Genomic DNA, 18953 nt, shown 5'->3' on the forward strand with positions numbered 1-18953 from the left:
CTCAGGCAGCGCCGGCGCGAGCGGCGCGTGACACGCGGCTCGAAAGCAAAACTGAATGGTGACGAATCATGTCCGAAAGTCCGATTGATCCTCATGCGCATCATCACGCGCATTGTTTGCCGTTCGGCGCGCAGCTGCTAGGCGCGACGGGTGCGAAGCCGCGCACGCGGTTTCGCTTCTGGGCGCCTTCGTGTCAGCACGTCCAGGTGGAAATCGAAAACGGCCCCGCCAAGGGCGCGCACGATATGACGCCCACCGGCAATGGCTGGTTCGAAGCAACCGTCGACGGCGGCGCTGGCACGCTATACCGTTTCCGGCTGGATGGCGAGCATGCGGTGCCCGATCCGGCGTCGCGTTTTCAGCCGCAAGACGTGCATGGGCCGAGCGAGGTCATCGATCCGCGCGCCTACCATTGGGAACACACGAACTGGCACGGACGGCCCTGGGAAGAAACGGTGTTGTACGAGTTGCACGTCGGCGCAATGGGCGGTTATGCGGGCGTGCAGAAGCGGCTGCCGGAACTTGCCGCGCTCGGCGTCACCGCCATCGAATTGATGCCGTTGAACGACTTTCCCGGCAAGCACAATTGGGGCTATGACGGCGTGCTGCCGTATGCGCCCGATTCCGCTTACGGCCGCCCCGAAGAACTGAAAGCGCTGATCGACACCGCGCATGGTCTCGGCCTGATGGTGTTTCTCGACGTGGTCTACAACCACTTCGGCCCGGACGGCAACTATCTGCACGAATACGCCCGCTCGTTTTTCCGTGAAGGCACGCACACGCCGTGGGGTCCGGCGATCGATTTCGAGCGCAACGAAGTGAGCGACTTCTTCACGGATAACGCCATCTACTGGATCAACGAATATCGTCTCGACGGCCTGCGTTTCGACGCGGTGCACGCAATCGACAACCACACGTGGCTGCGCGAATTGTCCGATCATATCCGCGCCAAAGTGCAGCACGGCCGGCATGTGCATCTGGTGCTCGAAAACGAGCACAACAGCGCGAGCTTGCTGGAAACGCATTTCGACGCGCAATGGAACGACGACGCGCACAACACGCTGCATGTGCTGCTGACCGGCGAAACCGAAGGCTATTACCACGCGTACGAAGATCAGCCGATCCGGCGTCTTGCGCGCGTGCTGTCGGAGGGCTTTGCGTATCAGGGCGACCCGTCGCCGATTCACGACGGCAAGCCGCGTGGTGAAGCAAGCAGTCATCTGCCGCCCACTTCGTTCGTGATGTTTTTGCAGAACCACGATCAGATCGGCAACCGTGCGTTCGGCGAGCGCTTGCGCAAACTGACCTCGGACGACGCATTGCGCGCCGCCACCGGCCTGCTGCTGCTGTCGCCGCAAATCCCGCTGCTTTTCATGGGCGAAGAGTACGGCTCGACGCAACCGTTCCTGTTTTTCACCGACTACACCGGCGATCTCGCCGACGCGGTCCGCGAAGGACGCCGCCGCGAATTCGCGCGCTTTTCTTCATTCAGCGACGAGAAACGCCGCGCCCAGATTCCCGATCCGAACGACGTGAAGACGTTCGCGGCCTCATCGCCGCCGGCGTCGCCCGAAGCAGGGAAGCACGAAAGCGATGAAGCGAAAGACCGGCTCGACTGGATGCACTTCTACAAATCCGCACTCGCGGTGCGCGCCAAGCTGGTTACCCCGCGTCTGCAACACAGCAAGTCGTGCGGCGTAACCGTGCTGACCGCGGCGAATGGCGGCGACGCCAATGCGCTGGTCGCGCGCTGGAAGCTCTGCGACGGGGAGACGTTATCGGTTGCGCTGAATCTCTCGAAAGAGAGCGTGGCGTGCACTGAAATTCCCGCCGGAAAAGTGATTTTCGAAACACCGCCGCGCGTGCGCGAACAGGTCGAGGTCAAGGTTTTGCCGCCCTACGCATTCGTCGCATGGATGACCGGCGACGTCTGCGGCTACGCCATCGGCCACGATGCTCGCATCGCAGGACAACAGGAGCGCCACGCGTGACTACCCGACGCCCTCACGACACGATCGTCACTCTCGCCTCGCGCGCCGGCTTCGAGGTGGAGTGGCAGGATGCGCACCACACGACGCAGCATGTGCCTGAAAGCACACTTGCCGTACTGCTCGCACGGATGGGTTTGCCGTGCGGCAACGCGACGGAAATCCGCCACAGCGCCGCCGCACTGGAAGCCGAATTGTCGGGCCGCAAACTGCCCCCGCTGATGACCGCCGAACTCGGACGCGGCATTGCGTTGCCCATTGCGGCGATCAAATCCGGCAGCCACTATCGGATCGAACTGGAAAGCGGCTCGATCATCGACGGCAGGTTCACGGCGCCCAAAGGCGAAGAAGCGCTCCTCGCGCCGATCGACGAAGCCGGCTATCACACGCTCGTGATCCACGAACAACGCATCACGCTAGCCGTGGCGCCGCCGCGCTGCTATACGGTCGCCGACGCCTGGCGCACGTTGCACGGCGACGCAAGCGGCGACGATAAGCCCGTGCCGCGGCTATGGGGCATGGCCGCGCAGTTATACGGCTTGCGCCGTACAGGCGACGGCGGCATCGGCGATTATTCGGCGCTCGCGCAAATCGCCGTGGAAAGTGCGAAGCGTGGCGCGCACGCGCTCGCCGTCAGTCCGACGCATGCGATGTTCAGCGCGGAGCCGGAGCGCTTCAGTCCGTATTCGCCGTCGTCGCGTTTGTGGTTGAACGTCACGCACATCGATCCCGCCGCCGTGTTCGGCGCGGATGCGGCGCATGCCGCACTCGAAGCCGCCCAGGCCGGCGACGCATGGTCGAAACTCGAACGCTTGCCGTTGATCGACTGGCCGAACGCGGTCGTGCTGAAGCTGAAGGTCTTGCGCGCGCTGTACGAGCAATTCTGCGAACACGAGCGCGCGCAAACCACGCCGCGCGCGCTGGAGTTTCACGGCTTCTGCGAACGCGCCGGGCGCGCGCTCGAAGATCATGCGCGCTTCGAAGCGTTGCAGGCAGCGCAACTCTCGCAAGAAGGTGGGAACGGACATTGGCGCAATTGGCCCGAGGCACTGCGCGATCCGCGCAGTCCGGAAGTCGAAGCCTTCGCCGAGGCCAACCGTCACGAGGTCGATTTCCATCTATTCCTGCAATGGCTGGCCGCCAAGGGTTTGTCGCACGCGCAACACGTCGCGCACGATGCCGGCATGGCCGTCGGCCTGATCGCCGATCTCGCGGTGGGATGCGATAGCGCCGGCAGTCACGCGTGGTCGTATCGCGACGACATGCTGCAAGGCGTGTCGGTCGGCGCGCCGCCGGACCTGTTCAACCAGGCCGGTCAGGCGTGGGGACTCACCACGTTTTCGCCGCATGCGATGCGCACGCAGGGCTTCTCCGCGTTCATCGACATGCTGCGGGCGGCGTTCGCGCATGCCGGCGGCATCCGCATCGATCACATTCTCGGCTTGCGGCGGCTGTGGCTCGTGCCAGAAGGCGAAAGCGCGCGTAACGGCGCGTACCTGCGCTACCCGCTCGAAGACCTGTTGCGGCTGATTGCGCTCGAATCGTGGCGGCATCGCGCGATCGTGATCGGTGAAGATCTTGGCACGGTGCCACCGGGTTTTCGCGAGCGGCTCGAAGAGCACGGCATCGCCGGCATTCGCGTATTGTGGTTCGAGGGCGCGCACGACGGCAAAGGATTCAAGCCGCCGGCCGACTGGGACCGCAATGCGGTCGGCACCACGACCACGCACGATCTGCCGACGGTCGCCGGCTGGTGGCGCGGCAGCGACATCACATGGCGCAACAAGATCGGCCAGACGATGGCGCGCGCCGACGGCCGCGATCCCGAGGAAGCCGCCCAGGAAGAGCGCGCGAAAGATCGCGCCGAGTTGTGGCGCGCGTTCCAGCTGGCGGGCGTGGCCGCGCCCGATGTGCCCGCGCCGCCTCCCGACAGCGCGCCCGTGGACGAAGCGCTCGCCTTCGTCGCCGCAACGCCCGGCCCGCTGGTGACGTTTCCGCTCGAGGATCTGCTCGCGCAAGTCGAGCAGCCGAATCTGCCCGGCTCGATCGACGAACATCCGAACTGGCGCCGCCGCGTGAGCGTGCCGATCGACGAACTGTTCGAAGACGACACGTTCTGCGACCGGCTGCTCGCGGTCGATCGCGCGCGCCGCGCCGCAACCGCCCCGCTTCCTTCTTCCAATGCTTCTTCGGAGCCTGATACGCCATGACCGTCCCGCGCTCCACGCTACGCCTCCAGTTCCATCGAGGCTTTACCTTCGACGATGCCGCGAAGCACGTCGACTACTTCGCCGCGCTCGGCATCAGCCACGTGTACGCGTCGCCCATCACGACGGCCGAGCCGGGCTCGATGCACGGCTACGACACCGTCGACTACACCCAGGTCAGCGCCGAATGCGGCGGCGAGGCGGCGCTCAAGCGCCTCGTCGACAAACTGCGCGCGCACAACATGGGGCTGATCATCGACACGGTGCCGAACCATATGGGCGTCGGCGGATCGAGCAACGCGTGGTGGCTCGATATTCTCGAATGGGGCCGTCACAGCGCCTATGCACGCCATTTCGACGTGGACTGGCATTCGCCCGATCCCGCCCTGCGCGGCAAGGTGCTGCTACCCACGCTCGGCGCGGCGTACGGCGAAGAACTCGCGGCGGGCCGCATCGCGCTGCATTTTGCGGCCGACCTTGGGCGCTTTTATATCGGCTACGGCCTGCACGTGTTCCCGGTGTGCCCGACCGATTACGCGTCGATCCTGCAAAGCGCCGACCGCTCCGATCTCAACGCGCTCGCCGAACGATTCCACGGACTCACGACGCAGCCCACGGATCATCCGCGCGCCGTGGAAGGCCGCGACATGCTGCGCGAATTCGTCGCGCAAAACGGTGACTCGGCCATCGAGATCGCGCTGCAGGCTTATTCTCCGGACGACCCTGTGACGCGTGACCGGCTGCATCGGCTGATCGAGCGGCAACACTTCCGCTTGGCGTGGTGGCGCACCGCGTCCGACGAGGTGAACTGGCGGCGTTTCTTCGACATCTCGACGCTCGCCGGTGTGCGCGTGGAGCGGCCCGAAGTGTTCGAGGCCGTGCATGCGCTGCCGTTCCGTCTTTATCAGGAAGGCGTGGTGGACGGCTTGCGGATCGATCACGTCGACGGCCTCGCCGAGCCGCGTGAATACTGCCAGCGTTTGCGGCAGCGTCTAACGGAACTGCGCGACACCGCGCCGTATGTGGTGGTCGAAAAGATTCTCGGACGCGGCGAACCGCTGCGCGACGATTGGCCGGTAGACGGCACGACCGGCTACGATTTCATGAGCGACGTCGGCGCGTTGCTGCACGATCCGGCCGGCGCCGAACCGCTCGCGCAAACGTGGACCGAACTGACCGGCCGCAGCCCGCGTTTCGCCGACGAAGCGCTGGTCGCGCGCCGCAAGATTCTCGCGGAGAACCTCTCCGCGGAACTCGACCGCGCAGCGCGCGCGTTGCATCGCATTGCGCGCGATTCGCTGGCCACGCGCGACTTCACGTTCACCACGCTGCGGCGTGTGCTGACCGAACTGGTCGTGCATTTTCCGGTGTATCGAATCTATCCGCAGAATGGTCTGCGCAGCGCGGCGGATAACGTCTATTTCGACCAGGCTTTGGAGGGCGCAAGACAAACGCTTTCGCGCGCGGATCTCGTTGCGCTGGAGCGCGTGAATGCGTGGCTCGGCGGCAGCGCCGAAGAGCCGCCGCCCGGCCGCAGCGGCACGCCGCAGCAAGGCCAGAACGGTGCGCCGCCGAGCCATGCCGGTTCCGCGCGACGCGCCGCGCAAACGCTGTTCTCGCAGTTGACCGCGCCGGTCGCCGCGAAGGCGGTCGAAGATACGGCGTGCTATCGCTATGGCCGGCTGTTGTCGCGCAACGAGGTCGGCTCGGACCCGGGCGAGTTCGCGTTGTCGGTCGAAGCGTTTCATGCGGCGAATCTGGAGCGTTCGCAGCGCTTCCCTCACGCGATGCTCGCGACTGCCACGCACGATCACAAACGTGGCGAAGACGTGCGCGCGCGGCTCGCCGTGTTGAGCGAGATCGCGCGTGACTGGAGCGCGACGTTGCGCGCGTGGTCCACGTTGAATGCGCCGCATCGTCGCGCGCTCGATGGCAAATCCGTCAGCAGCGTCGGCCAGGACACGAGCTATGACTGGGCGCCCGGCCCCGCCGCCGAAGCGATGCTGTATCAAACGCTGGTGGGTTGCTGGCCACCGGATCTGCAGCCCGACGACGAAGCCGGCGTGAAGGAGCTAGCCGAGCGCGTCGCGCAATGGCAGTTGAAGGCGCTGCGCGAAGCCAAGCTGCAGACCAACTGGCTCGCGCCCGACGAAGCGTACGAGGCCGCCTGTCGCGATTTCCTGTTCGACATCCTCGCGCCGCAACGGCGTGACGGCTTCCTGAAGGAGTTGTCCGCGTTCGTCGCGCGAATCGGTCGCGCCGGTGCGCTCAATAGTTTGCAGCAGACGGTTCTGCGGCTGGCATCGCCTGGGATTCCCGATCTTTATCAGGGCACCGAGTTGTGGGACTTCAGTCTGGTGGATCCGGACAATCGCCGGCCCGTCGATTTCGCTAAACGCGAGGCGTGGCTCGCGCAAACGCCACCGTCGGAATTCCTGTCGAGCTGGCACGATGGACGCGTGAAGCTCGCGGTAGTGCAGCGCGTGCTCGCGTTGCGCACGCATTTGCCGGAGCTGCTGAGTCAGAGCGAATATCTGCCGCTTGCGGTGCGCGGTAAGCACGCGTCGAGTGTGATCGCGTTTGCACGGCGGCATGGCAATGCATGGGCCGTGGTGGTGGCGAGCCGGCTAGCGGCTGGTTTGCTCGGCGAGGAAGGCGACTTGCCGATGGTCGATCCGGCCAAATGGGAAGACACCGCGCTGGAGATGCCGTCGGATTTGTCCGCGAGAGCGCTGTTCGACTGGTTGAGTCCCGCCGCGCCGAAGGTGGATGAAAACGGTTTGCTGTATCTGCGCGATGCGCTGGGTGCAATGCCGATCGCGGTGTTGGTGGAGGATGGCGTGCCGCGCGGTTGATCTTCTAGTTCTTGTGGGTGAAGGCGGTTGGAGCTTAAGTGTTCTAACCGCCTTTTTTTCAGGCGTCCGTCGCCTAGGCGGCCACGCGGCTTGCTTGAGGCTAGCGCCCTGCCGCCCACAGCAGTGAAAGTCCCGACGACAACATCAAGCCATCGACGACCAGTTTGAACGTCGATGGACTCATCCGAACCACGATAGACCGCGCGGCAAACGAGCCGACCATCAACGCGGAGCCGGTGATCAAGCCATCGATCACCACATGCAACGGCAACGCGCCGAAATGATTGAAGACCGCGACTTTGGCTGCGTAGACAGTCAGTGAGCCCGCCGCTTCGGTTGCGAGAAAGGCGCCCTTCACGAGGCCGTAAGACATGAACACGGGCACGGTGATCGGTCCGGTGGACACGACGATGCCGGTGAGAAAACCCACCACGCCGCCGATCAGCGAGAGCTGCCACAACGAGAACTTGATGTCCCGGCGCGCGAGCCAGCGCCGGGTGGGCACCATCGCGACGAAGAATAAGCCCAACGCAATTTCGACCGCGTGCGGCGGCAACGCGAGCAGCGTTCGCACACCCAGCGCCGCGCCCGGCACGGCAGTCACGCAGTAGGCGCCGCACGCGCGCCAGTCGATCTCGCGCCACCACGCGAGGACCTTGCCGAAGTTGCCCATGATCGCGGCGATCGCCATGATCGGCACAGCCTGTTGCGGACCGAACAGCATCACGAGCACGGGCATCAGCATCATGGATGAACCGGTGCCGACCACGCCGCTCAACGTGCCGGCCAGCAATCCGACGCACAGTACCAACAGATATCCCATGTCGCCCCCAACGGTGTGGACGACAATTCTACCTGTGCTGTCGCAGCGCTACTGCGGCTCAACCACCTTCGTCGTCGAAGGTCTTTGGATAAACCCGTACGAGTACGATACGCGGCCCTTTCATTTTCTTGACCACGACGTCGAAGCGGTCGAACTCGATCCGCTGCCCTTCGCTGGGCAAATCGTTGAGCGCCTGAATCACGAGGCCGCCGACCGATTCGGCCTTGCCTTCGTCGATGTCGATCCCCAACGCGCGTTCCAGCGACACCACCGGCAAGCTGCCCTTGCCCATCAAGGTGCCGTCGTCCATGCGCGTCCAGTCTGCATCGCCCTGACGGAACTCGTCGTGGATCTGGCCCACCAGCGCGCCGAGCAAATTGTCGAGCGTCAGGAAACCGATCGGCTTCTCCCGCTTGTGGCCGACCAGCGCGAAGTGCGGCGCGCCCTTGCGGAAGCGGCGAAACAGTTCGAGCGCCGGCATCTCCGGCGTGACGTATTGCACAGGCCGCGCGTATTTGGAGAGATCCTCGAGTGTGCTGCCCGCATGGCGGGCCAGCAGCAGGTCCTTCAAGTGGATCATGCCGGCCACGCGCTCGCCGGACGCATCTTCGAACAGCGGATAGCGGCTGAAGCGATGCCGCGCCACCACCTGCATGTTGTCGCGCAACGGCAAATCGCGGCGCAAGCCGATCATTTCGTAGGCCGGACGCATGAGGTCCGATACGGTCATGCGCGAAAAGTCGAGCGAGTGCGCGATCGTGTTCCACTCGTCCTGACTGTAGGCGCCGTCCGCCGCACCCAGTTCCGTGGCGACGTTGGCGCGGCGGCCGCGCAGGATCAGCTTGAGTTCGTCGGTGGAGTAGTGCGAGTCGTGGCCGTGATCGGCGTCGAGGCCGGCCAGTTTGAGCACGGCGTTGGCGCTCGAATTGAGCACCCAGATGGCCGGATACATGGCCCAGTAAAAACCGTAGAGCGGCGTGGCGGCCCAGAGCGAAACCTTCTCCGCCTCGCGGATCGCCAGCGACTTCGGCGCGAGTTCTCCCACCACGATATGCAGAAACGAAATGCACGAGAACGCGAAGAACAGCGAGATGCCGTGGATCAGCTTCTCCGATTCCACGCCGAGCAAGCTGAAGACTGGTGTGAGCAACTCCGCGAACGCGGGTTCGCCGATCCAGCCGAGCCCGAGCGACGCCAGTGTGATGCCGAGCTGGCAGGCGGACAGATAGGCGTCGAGACGCCCGTGCACCTTGGCCAGCAGACGCCCGCGCATGCCATGTTTGGCGGCAAGGCTTTGCACGCGCGTCTGCCGCAGTTTGACCAGACCGAATTCAGCGGCAACAAAGAAGCCGTTGAGGGCAACGAGAAACAACGCACCGATAAGGGCGACGACCTGGATCAAAGCGAAAAGCTCCGGCAACAAAAGTTGTCAGTATAGAGGGTGAAAGCTCGGTGAAATCCGAATCGCGCCAACGAAGTGGCTGAGCCGGACCGTTCACCTTGCCGCAGTTGCGCTCAATGGGATGCGTAGCGCGAGCGTGGCCATGCTGCTGCCGGCTGCGTCGCCGCCGGTTGCTTCGCCTTGCTCGAAACCGCCGCCGTGCGCTTCCGCGACGCGCTTGCACAACGCCAGCACCCACGCGATCCGTTTCGCTTCGCGCGGCTCGCAGGCCTGCTTGCGGGCAAACGCTTCGAGCACATGGGGCAAGGCGGGATCCTGCAACGTAGTGCTGCTCGTGTCGTAGGCGAGACTGGCGTGCCACGTGTTCGTGTCGGCCTTCGTGGACAGGACGACCGTGGTGCCTTCCGGGCTCGTTTCAACTGCGAACGTCAGCATTAGCCAAAGCGCCGCAGCGAGGCGCTCGCGGTCGCCGTTGAGTTGCTCGGTGGCGAGTTGCGAGTCGAGCGTGACTTCCACGCCGCGCGTGCGAGCCAAGCCCGAGCGGACTTCTTCCACGGTTTCATCGAGTAAGGGATGCAGCGGAAATGACGCATAGTTCAGCGCCAGCGATTTGGTTTCGGCGCGCGTGGCGTCGACGATCGTCTCGAGCAACTTGACCTGCTGGTCCACGCCATTGCGAATGCCGATGACGGCGCGCTGCGCGTTGGGGTCGTTCGCGTCGAGCTTGCGCTCCAGCACGTACGCCCAGCTATGAATGGCATTCAACGGACCACGCAGATCATGCGACACCAGCGACAGCACATGGTCACGCATGAACAGCGCGGTTTCCGCGCGCAGATGCGCGGTGCGTTCGGATACGGCGAAGCCGGAAGGGACCGGCTTTTCGCCCGCAATTCCGGTTGAAGACGTTGTCACGATCGAGCCCTCTCAGGCGGTACATGATGATTGAAAGAAGCCCCATTATAGGCATGCGCTCCGGCGCGACCAGCCTGGCCGGACGGCCAACTGGCACGCAATCCGTGTGCCACGCGGCAATCCTCGGCATGCGGCGCCAACACGCCTACAATGTCGGTTTTTACGTTTTTGAATTTAGGAGCGACATATGTCGACTGTGACTACCGAATCCGGCTTGAAGTACGAAGACATCGTTGAAGGCACCGGCGCCGAAGCAGTAGCCGGCAAGACCGTCAGCGTGCATTACACCGGCTGGCTGACCGATGGCCAGAAGTTCGACTCGAGCAAAGACCGCAATGACCCGTTCGCATTCGTGCTGGGCGGCGGCATGGTCATCAAGGGCTGGGACGAAGGCGTGCAAGGCATGAAGGTCGGCGGCACGCGCAAGCTGACCATCCCGCCGCAACTCGGCTACGGCGTGCGCGGCGCGGGCGGCGTGATTCCGCCGAACGCAACGCTCGTGTTCGAAGTCGAACTGCTCGGCGTCTAAGCTTTTCGCTGTCCTGTCACTGCGCACCGTCGATGAGCCACGCCGCCGTTACCGCTCCTAGCGTTTCGCTGCGCCGCTACGGCACGATCGAAGCGTCGGAGGTGCACGACTTTCACCAGGTCGTGCTCGGGCTCGACGGCGCGATGGTGATGGCGGTGGACGGCATCGCGCAACGCATCGACGCCGGCTCCGCCTGGCTCATCCCGGCGGCCGCGCGGCACGCTTACGCGGGCGTCGGCGAAAACCGGCAGTTGGTGCTGGATTTGCCGGCCACAACGCTGGCCGTGCCGGAACGCTTGTTCGACCGCGCGCGGGCCGTCTGCGTGGAGGGCTCGCTTGCGCAGCTCGTGCATCGCATCGCGGCGCACGCGACCGGCGGCGCTCTCGGCGACGATCTCGATTCACGGCGTTTTCACTGGGACGCGGCCGCGCGGCTCGGGGCGGCGTTGGTGGCTGACGCGGGCATCACGGTTGGCGCACCGGCAGCCGGCGCGGGGCTCGACTTTGCGCGCATCGACCGCTGGTTGCGCGCGCATTTGTCGGAGCCTTTGCGGATCGCCGACCTCGCCGCGCATTGCGGCTTCGGCATGCGGCGCTTTCATCAGCTTTTTATCGAGGCCTTCGGCGAAACGCCGCATCGCTATTTGCAACGGCTGCGGCTCGATACGTCGCTCACGCTGCTCGCCGATCCGCGCCGTTCGCTGACCGATATCGCGTTGGATATCGGCTTCGGCGATCAAAGCGCGTACACGCACGCGTTCACGCGGCGTTTCGGGCTGGCGCCCGGTCAGTGGCGCGCGTTGCGCCACTGAGTTTTCACGCGCTGAGTTTCATTGCACTGAAACTCGCCGCGTCGGCTTTCTTCTACTGACGGACTGCACTGTGGGTTCATTGCGCGAGCCGCCTGAACGCAGCGGCCCGCTTGTCCTGCTTCACACATTCGTTCGAGCATTCGCTCGAACCTTCTTCGCTCAACCCGCCAGACCGCGCTCCAGATCGCCGCGAATATCGCCGGCGTTTTCCAGACCGACCGCCAAACGAATCAAGCCTTCGCTAATGCCCGCCGCCGCGCGCGCTTCCGGCGTCACGCGACCATGCGTCGTCGTAGCCGGATGCGTGATGGTGGTACGCGTATCGCCGAGGTTGCCGGTGATCGAGCAGATCTTCGTGTTGTCGATCACGCGCCATGCATTCGCGCGCATTTGCTCCGGCGTATCGCCCTTCAGTTCGAACGAGAGGATCGCGCCGCCCGCCTTCTGCTGACGCATGGCCAGCGCGTGCTGCGGGTGCGATTCAAGCCCCGGATAGAACACGCGATTCACGGCCGGATGCGCTTCCAGCCAGCGCGCGATTTCGAGCGCATTCGCTGACTGCTTTTCGACGCGCAGCGACAGCGTTTCCATACCCTTAAGCAACACCCATGCGTTGAACGCGGACAGCGTCGGCCCGGCGCTGCGAACGAACGGAAACACCTTTTCCATGATGAACTGCTTCGAGCCGACCAGCGCACCGCCGAGCACGCGACCTTGGCCGTCGAGGAACTTAGTGGCCGAATGCATCACGACGTCCGCGCCGAGCTTCAGCGGCTGTTGCAAGGCCGGGCTGCAGAAACAGTTGTCCACCACGAACAGCGCGTTCGACGCTTTGGCGATCTTGCTGATCGCTTCGATGTCGGCGACTTCGGTCAGCGGATTCGACGGCGTTTCGAGGAAGAACATCTTCGTCTCCGGACGCACGGCGTTTTTCCACGCGTCCAGATCGGTCGGATCGACGAATGTGGTCGCGATGCCGAACTTGCTGAAGATCTGCGAGAACATGCCGAGGGTCGAGCCGAACAGCGCCTGCGAGCTGACCAGATGGTCGCCCGCCTGCAACGCCGACATCACTACCGACATGATCGCGGCCATGCCCGACGCCGTCGCCATGCAGGCTTCGCCGCCTTCGAGCGCGGCCAGACGATCCTGGAACATCGAGACGGTCGGGTTCGTGAAGCGCGAGTAGGTGTAGTTGTCTTCGGAATTCTTGAATTTTTCGGCCGCGTCGGCAGCGCTCTCGAACACGAAGCTCGAAGTCAGGAAAATCGCTTCCGAATGTTCGTTGAAGTCGCTGCGCACCGTGCCCGAGCGGACTGCCAGCGTGTCGAAGTTCAGGGAGTCGTCCATGTTGGTTCTGGTTTCCAATGTTCCATGGCTGCGTTCGGCATACGCGGCTCAAATGAAGTGAGCTAAGCGTATCGAGCCGAACGGCAGCAACAAAAAAGCCCGCTTTTGCGTCGGCATAAGCGGGCTTCATGTGCGGGGGAAAGCTGGAGCGGAGGTAGATGAATGCGGCTTTTCCACCATTCGCTTTAGCTGTTTCGGGTTGCCCCGCGTCCGCAAGCTGAGTTCAAATCGACGCAAGCCATCATGCTAACACGCTCCCGGCGTGGCGTGCAGCGTGCCTTGCCGGGAGCGGATCACTCATCCCTCAGCTGCGTTCAACCCACCGACAACTGCAAATGCAATTGCGAACGGGCCGGCGCACCGCCGTCGATCGCATCGCTCGCGGCGTCGCGGTCCGATTGCGAAGACGGTGCAAGACGCGCGGTTTCGATGCGGTCGAGGTACTCGGTGGTCACGTCGCCGGTCACGTAGTTGCCGTCGAAACACGATGCTTCGAATTCCTTAAGCGCCGGGTTGATATCGCGCACCGCTTGCTTGAGCGCGTCGACATCTTGATAGACGAGGTGGTCCGCGCCGATCATGCGCGCGACTTCGTCGTCCGAGCGGCCGTGGGCGACGAGTTCACCGCGCGTCGGCATGTCGATGCCGTAGACGTTCGGGAATTTCACCGGCGGCGCTGCCGAAGCGAAGATCACCTTGTTCGCGCCGGCATCGCGCGCCATCTGCACGATTTCATGCGACGTGGTGCCGCGAACGATGGAGTCGTCGACGATCAGCACGTTCTTGCCCTTGAACTCGATGCCCATGGCGTTCAGCTTCTGGCGCACCGACTTCTTGCGCACGGCCTGGCCCGGCATGATGAAGGTGCGGCCGACATAACGGTTCTTGAAGAAGCCTTCCCGGTATTCCACGCCCAGCTTCTTCGCGACCTGCATCGCGGCCGGCCGGGACGAATCGGGAATCGGCATCACGACGTCGATCGGAACGTCGGGCAGCTCGCGCTTGATCTTCTCGGCGAGGTAGTCGCCCATGCGCAGCCGCACGTTGTAGACGGGCACGCCGTCGAGCACCGAGTCCGGACGCGCCAGATACACGAGTTCGAAAATGCAGGGGTTCAGGCTCGGGTTCGTGGCACATTGCTGCGAGTGCAGATTGCCTTCGATGTCGATGAAAATCGCTTCGCCCGGCGCCACGTCGCGCACGAATTCGAAGCCGATACCTTCGATCGCCACCGACTCCGACGCCAGGATCCACTCCACGCCTTCCGCCGTTTCCTGCTTGCCGAGGCACAGCGGACGGATGCCGAACGGGTCACGGAAACCCAGCAGGCCATAACCGGCGATCAGCGACACGATCGCGTACGACCCGCGCACCCGGCGATGCACGCCCGACACGGCCTTGAACAGCGCAGCCGGATCGAGTTGCAGGCCCGAGCTGGAAAGCTGCAATTCGTGCGCGAGCACGTTGAGCATGACTTCCGTGTCGGAATTGGTATTGATGTGGCGGCGATCGATGCGGAACATCTCATCTTTCAGTTGCTGCCAGTTGGTCAGATTGCCGTTGTGCGCAAGGATGATGCCGAACGGCGCGTTCACGTAGAACGGCTGGGCTTCTTCTTCGCTCGATGCGGAACCGGCGGTCGGGTAACGGACCTGGCCGATACCGGTCGTGCCGGGCAGGCTGCGCATGTTGCGCGTGCGGAACACGTCGCGCACCATGCCGTTGGCCTTGTGCATGTGGAAGTTGCTGCCGTTCGCTGTCGCGATGCCGGCGGCGTCCTGACCGCGGTGCTGCAGGAGCAGCAGGCTGTCATAGATCAGCTGATTGACCGGAGAGTGGGAAACTACGCCTACGATGCCGCACATGGCATGTCCTTCAAAGGTACGAAATTCGTCATGGCGGCCGCTGCCTGCGATGGTGTCCCGAAGTGACGTCTTTCGGGGCGTTCGCGAAGCTACGCGACCGAACGTAAAGGCAGCCGGTTTGCGCCGGTGTCCTGCTGCGTTTCCCTATCCACTCGCCTGATCGTCACACTCGGACGTAAGCAGCCAGCGTCTCGGGAAGCAGCGGTTTCATTACGTGCACGCCCTCGACCGCATAGGGCCGAAGCAAGGCGTTGCGCCAGAATTCCTGTTGGGGCAGTTCGGTCAAGCCAGCCAGGGCGACCAGAATCAGCACCAGAATGACCCCGCGCACGAGGCCGAACATCAAACCGAGCGAGCGGTCCACGCCGCTCAAGCCGGTTGCCTGCACGATGCGGCTCAAAAGGGCGTTCAGCACGCTCGCCACCAGCACCACACCGACCACCACCAGCGCAAAGGCCAGCAGCCATTGGGTCAACGCGCCGCCCGGCCAGTTGGACGGGATGTACGGCACGACGTAACCGACGAAGCGGCAAGCAATGAAAAACGCCGCAATCCAGCCGATCAGCCCGAATATCTCGGACAAAAACCCGCGCCATGTGCCGCGCAGCGCTGACAAACCGATCACCGCCATTACAGCGTAGTCGAAGGCAGTGAACATCGCTCGCTTACTGTGCGGTGCCGCTGTTCGCGCCCGACGTCAAGCCGACCTCGCGAACCTTTGCGATGGCGGCGCTTGCCGCTGCACGGTCGGCGAACGGGCCGGCACGCAGCAACGTGAGCGTGGAGCCGTCAGCCTGCTTTCGATGTTCGGTATATGCGGGCACACCCGCCGCTTTCAACTTGGCCGCCCAATTGCGCGCGTTGGCGTCGTTCGCGAAGGCGCCGAGTTGCACCGCGAAACGGCTGCCCGGCGGCGAGGCCGGCGTGCCGGAGTTCGCGTCCGCGCTGGCGGCTGTGGTCGTGTCGTCGGAATTCGGGGCCTGCGCAGCCGGTGCGGTCGCGGCGTTATGCGTGACCGGCGGTTTCGTCGCCGGTTTGGCGGGCGCTGCGGGCGCCGCCGGCGTAGTGTTCGCCGCCACGGACGGTGCTTGCGGTTTCGCCGCCGGCTTGGCCGCGGACGCCGCTGCGTTCGTCTCCGTGCTCGATTGCTTGGTGGCGCCGGACTGGCCTTGCTTGGCTGCCGTTGCCGGCGCAAGGCCGGATGCGGCGAGTGCCGCGTCTGGCGTTGCGGGGTTATCGGGTGCTACGCCGGCCTGCGTGTCTTCCTGGGCTTTGGCAAGCTTCGGCGCGGGACGGCTTGGGATGTCTATGGAGATGTCGTCTGTGACGGGCTTGGGGTGTGAGTCCAGCACCATCGGCAGAATCACGACCGCCGCCACGACCATCGCGATCGCGCCGACGAGGCGGCGACGCGCACGCTGCTTTTCCGGCAACGTAGGGTCGAGCAGCATCGCATCGGCGTCGACGGTGCGCTCCGTGCGGCGGGTTCGCCGCTCCACGCGCTCGCCACGGGCGGCCCGGGTGGAACTGGTGTTTGCGCCGCGCCGGTTGGGCGCGTCGTCTTTCTTGCCGAACGAGAAAATTCCCATGAATCGCTTGGTTCGAGCCTGGCGCCCGTTCAGTGTTGCTGCGATTTACGGTAGGCCATCACGCCGGCTACCGTATAGAAACTGCCGAAAACCACGATTCTATCATTCTCTGACGCTCGTTTTAGCGCGTCTTGGAAAGCCTCTGCCGGTGTGGCGTAGCGCGTCACGCTGCTGTCGGCGGCCTCTTCCACGCCCTGCTCGCGCAAGGCCGCTTCGAGCTCTTCCGCCGACGCCGCCCGCGGCGTCGGCAAATCGGTCACGCACCAGTGATCGATTTCGCCTTTCAGGTTCGCCAGTACGCCGGCAATGTCCTTGTCGCGCATCGCGCCGAACACCGCATACGTGTAGGGGAAGAAACCCATGTTGCCGAGGTTTTGCGCCAGCACGGCGGCCGCGTGCGGATTGTGGCCGACGTCCAGCACGATAGCCGGCTTGCCCGGCAGCACCTGGAAACGTCCCGGCAGTTCCACGTTGGCAAGGCCGAGGCGGATGTCTTGTGCCGACACCGGCAGACGGTCACGCAGCGCTTCGAGCCCGGCCAGCGCCGCCGACGTGTTGATCAATTGGTTCGCGCCGCGCAGCGCCGGATAGGCGAGCGCCGAGCGCCGCATGGTCGGGCCGACGTAGCTCCATTGCTGGCGTTCGCTGCCGGCCTGGCCTTCATAGCGGAAATCGCGGCCGAACAGCCACAATTCGGCGCCGATTTTTTCCGCATGATCGATCAGCGACTGCGGCGGAACCGGGTCCGCGCAGATCGCCGGCTTGCCCGGACGGAAAATGCCGGCTTTTTCGAAGCCGATTTTCTCGCGCGTGTCGCCGAGATATTCCGTGTGATCGATATCGATGCTGGTGATGATCGCGCAATCGGTATCGAGGATATTGACCGCGTCGAGGCGGCCACCAAGACCGACTTCGAATATCACCGCATCCAGTCCGCGCGAAGCGAACAGGCTCATGATCGCCAGAGTCGTGAACTCGAAGTAAGTCAGCGTGACCGGTTCGGCAAGGCTCAGACGCGCGGCTTCAACCGCTTCGAAGTGCGGCAGCAGCTCCGCGTCGCTGGCCATTGCGCCGTTCACCCGCGCGCGCTCGTTGAACGACAGCAGATGCGGTGACGTGTGGCAGCCGACCGTGAACCCGGCGCGCAGCAGAATGGATTCGAGAATCGCGCAAGTGGAACCCTTGCCGTTCGTGCCGCCGACCGTGATGACCGGACACGCGAACGACAGTTTCATCGCGTCGCGCACCTGGCTGATGCGGGCCAGCCCCATGTCGATGCCGACCGGATGCGCGGATTCAAGGTGCGTGAGCCACGCGTCGAGGGTGGGGAATGTGGTCATCGGGCGAATCGCGAGTAAATCGATTAGGCAGTGTTGCGAATGGGCGCGGAGCGAAGCGTGCGGCTGCGGCTGCGGCTGCGGCTGCGGCTGCGGCTGCGGCTGCGGCTGCGGCTGCGGCTGCGGCTGCGGCTGCGGCCAGAGTCTAGTCCGGCGGGCGCCACTTTATGCGCGCAAACCACGCACGCCTGCGCTGGCCGCCGTCAGCAACCCGCGCCGCGTTGCGAGACCGTGATTATCCCGGAAATGACAGCGCGCCGCTTGATCGCTCACGCGGCGCGCTATTTTTGCTGCTTTTCTAACCGCCGCCGCGCTTAAGAAACGCGACGACCGTCCACTTCGGAGCCTGCTTACGCGACTGCGTCAGCCGGCTGATGGCTCAAAAGCGCCATCAATTGCGCAAGCTCTTCACGCAGCTTGCGACGGTCGACGATCATGTCGATCGCGCCCTTCGTCAGCAGGAACTCGGCGCGCTGGAAGCCTTCCGGCAGCTTCTCACGCACGGTTTGTTCGATCACGCGCGGACCGGCAAAACCGATCAACGCCTTAGGCTCCGCGATCACCACGTCGCCGAGGAACGCGAAACTGGCCGACACGCCGCCCATGGTCGGGTCGGTCAGCACGGAGATGAACGGCAGCTTGGCTTCGGCGAGCTTGGTCAGCATGGCCGTGGTCTTCGCCATCTGCATCAGCGACAACAGGCTTTCCTGCATGCGCGCGCCGCCCGAAGCGGTGAAGCAGATGAACGGCACTTTCTGTTCGAGCGCGTTCTGTGCGCCGCGCGCAAAGCGCTCGCCAACCACCGAACCCATCGAACCGCCCATGAACGAGAACTCGAAGCAGGCCACCACCACCGGCAGCGTATGGATCGCGCCGCCCATGACGACCATCGCGTCGGTTTCGTCGGTGTCGTCCATCGCCTCTTTCAGGCGGTCTGGATACTTGCGGCTGTCTTTGAACTTGAGCGCGTCGACCGGGACGATTTCCTGGCCGATCTCGTAGCGGCCTTCCGGATCGAGCAGACCGTCGAGCCGCTCACGTGCGCCAATGCGCATGTGATGGTCGCACTTCGGGCAAACATGCAGATTGGCCTCGACGTCGTTGCGGTATAGCACCGCTTCACACGACGGGCACTTGATCCACAGCCCTTCCGGAATTCCCTTGCGGTTCTTCGGGTCGGTTTGTTTGATTTTCGGCGGCAGCAGTTTGTCGAGCCAGCTCATAGTGAATCCTTCTCGGGTCTACGATCGCGCAAACGGCGGGACAAGCCCGCCGCTCACA

The 18953-nt window shown here is 64.1% G+C and carries 14 protein-coding genes; 5 read left to right on the plus strand and 9 right to left on the minus strand.

Annotation, left to right across the window (positions count from 1 at the left end):
• Positions 1–68: 68 nt before the first annotated feature.
• From treZ to treY, 3 genes are read left to right on the plus strand one after another with little or no spacing between them, the layout of a single operon-like run.
• Positions 69–1991: a malto-oligosyltrehalose trehalohydrolase gene (gene treZ / locus PQR54_RS29730; protein WP_408252007.1), complete on the plus strand. Its 1923-nt coding sequence runs from the start codon at positions 69–71 to the stop codon at positions 1989–1991.
• On the plus strand, positions 1988–4198 hold the full coding sequence (gene malQ, locus PQR54_RS29735; RefSeq protein ID WP_408252009.1) for a 4-alpha-glucanotransferase: 2211 nt from the start codon (positions 1988–1990) through the stop codon (positions 4196–4198). The genes treZ and malQ overlap by 4 nt, the downstream gene beginning before the upstream one ends.
• Positions 4195–7050 carry a malto-oligosyltrehalose synthase gene (gene treY / locus PQR54_RS29740; RefSeq protein ID WP_408252011.1) on the plus strand — a complete coding sequence of 952 codons (2856 nt, stop codon included), beginning with the start codon at positions 4195–4197 and terminating at the stop codon, positions 7048–7050. Before malQ ends, treY begins: the two co-directional genes overlap by 4 nt.
• A gap of 100 nt (positions 7051–7150) precedes the next feature.
• Here treY and PQR54_RS29745 read toward each other — a convergent pair whose 3' ends face one another.
• The 3 genes from PQR54_RS29745 to PQR54_RS29755 all read right to left on the minus strand — a co-directional run bounded on the left by PQR54_RS29745 (position 7151) and on the right by PQR54_RS29755 (position 10190).
• Positions 7151–7873: a sulfite exporter TauE/SafE family protein gene (locus PQR54_RS29745; protein WP_012428620.1), complete on the minus strand. Its 723-nt coding sequence runs from the start codon at positions 7871–7873 to the stop codon at positions 7151–7153.
• Between the two features lie 58 nt (positions 7874–7931).
• Positions 7932–9275, minus strand: coding sequence for a hemolysin family protein (locus tag PQR54_RS29750; protein ID WP_408252013.1), 1344 nt, complete (start codon positions 9273–9275; stop codon positions 7932–7934).
• A 93-nt stretch (positions 9276–9368) separates the two neighbouring features.
• Positions 9369–10190 (minus strand): sensor histidine kinase, encoded by an 822-nt coding sequence (locus PQR54_RS29755; protein ID WP_408252015.1) that lies wholly within the window; start codon positions 10188–10190, stop codon positions 9369–9371.
• Between the two features lie 187 nt (positions 10191–10377).
• On the opposite strand from PQR54_RS29755, the gene PQR54_RS29760 reads away from it, so the two are divergent.
• Positions 10378–10719, plus strand: a complete 342-nt coding sequence (locus tag PQR54_RS29760) for an FKBP-type peptidyl-prolyl cis-trans isomerase (RefSeq protein WP_027803023.1) — start codon at positions 10378–10380, stop codon at positions 10717–10719.
• Positions 10720–10751: 32 nt separating this feature from the next.
• A complete protein-coding gene (locus PQR54_RS29765) occupies positions 10752–11531 on the plus strand; it encodes an AraC family transcriptional regulator (RefSeq protein WP_408252017.1) in 780 nt (259 codons plus the stop codon).
• Between the two features lie 159 nt (positions 11532–11690).
• On the opposite strand, the gene PQR54_RS29770 is transcribed toward PQR54_RS29765, so the two are convergent.
• The 6 genes from PQR54_RS29770 to accD form a co-directional block, all read right to left on the minus strand.
• Positions 11691–12881, minus strand: coding sequence for an O-succinylhomoserine sulfhydrylase (locus PQR54_RS29770; RefSeq protein ID WP_408252019.1), 1191 nt, complete (start codon positions 12879–12881; stop codon positions 11691–11693).
• A gap of 314 nt (positions 12882–13195) precedes the next feature.
• A complete protein-coding gene (purF, locus tag PQR54_RS29775; protein WP_012428626.1) occupies positions 13196–14746 on the minus strand; it encodes an amidophosphoribosyltransferase in 1551 nt (516 codons plus the stop codon).
• Between the two features lie 163 nt (positions 14747–14909).
• Positions 14910–15404: a CvpA family protein gene (locus PQR54_RS29780; protein ID WP_408252021.1), complete on the minus strand. Its 495-nt coding sequence runs from the start codon at positions 15402–15404 to the stop codon at positions 14910–14912.
• Positions 15405–15411: 7 nt separating this feature from the next.
• Positions 15412–16335 carry an SPOR domain-containing protein gene (locus tag PQR54_RS29785; protein WP_408252023.1) on the minus strand — a complete coding sequence of 308 codons (924 nt, stop codon included), beginning with the start codon at positions 16333–16335 and terminating at the stop codon, positions 15412–15414.
• Between the two features lie 29 nt (positions 16336–16364).
• The gene (folC, locus tag PQR54_RS29790) at positions 16365–17675 is read right to left on the minus strand and encodes a bifunctional tetrahydrofolate synthase/dihydrofolate synthase (RefSeq protein WP_408252025.1); all 1311 of its coding nucleotides are present in this window, start codon (positions 17673–17675) and stop codon (positions 16365–16367) included.
• Between the two features lie 347 nt (positions 17676–18022).
• The gene (gene accD, locus PQR54_RS29795; protein WP_012428630.1) at positions 18023–18895 is read right to left on the minus strand and encodes an acetyl-CoA carboxylase, carboxyltransferase subunit beta; all 873 of its coding nucleotides are present in this window, start codon (positions 18893–18895) and stop codon (positions 18023–18025) included.
• Between the last annotated feature and the right edge of the window lie 58 nt (positions 18896–18953).

The organism is Paraburkholderia phytofirmans (assembly GCF_046028095.1).
Taxonomy (GTDB): Bacteria; Pseudomonadota; Gammaproteobacteria; order Burkholderiales; family Burkholderiaceae; genus Paraburkholderia; species Paraburkholderia phytofirmans_A.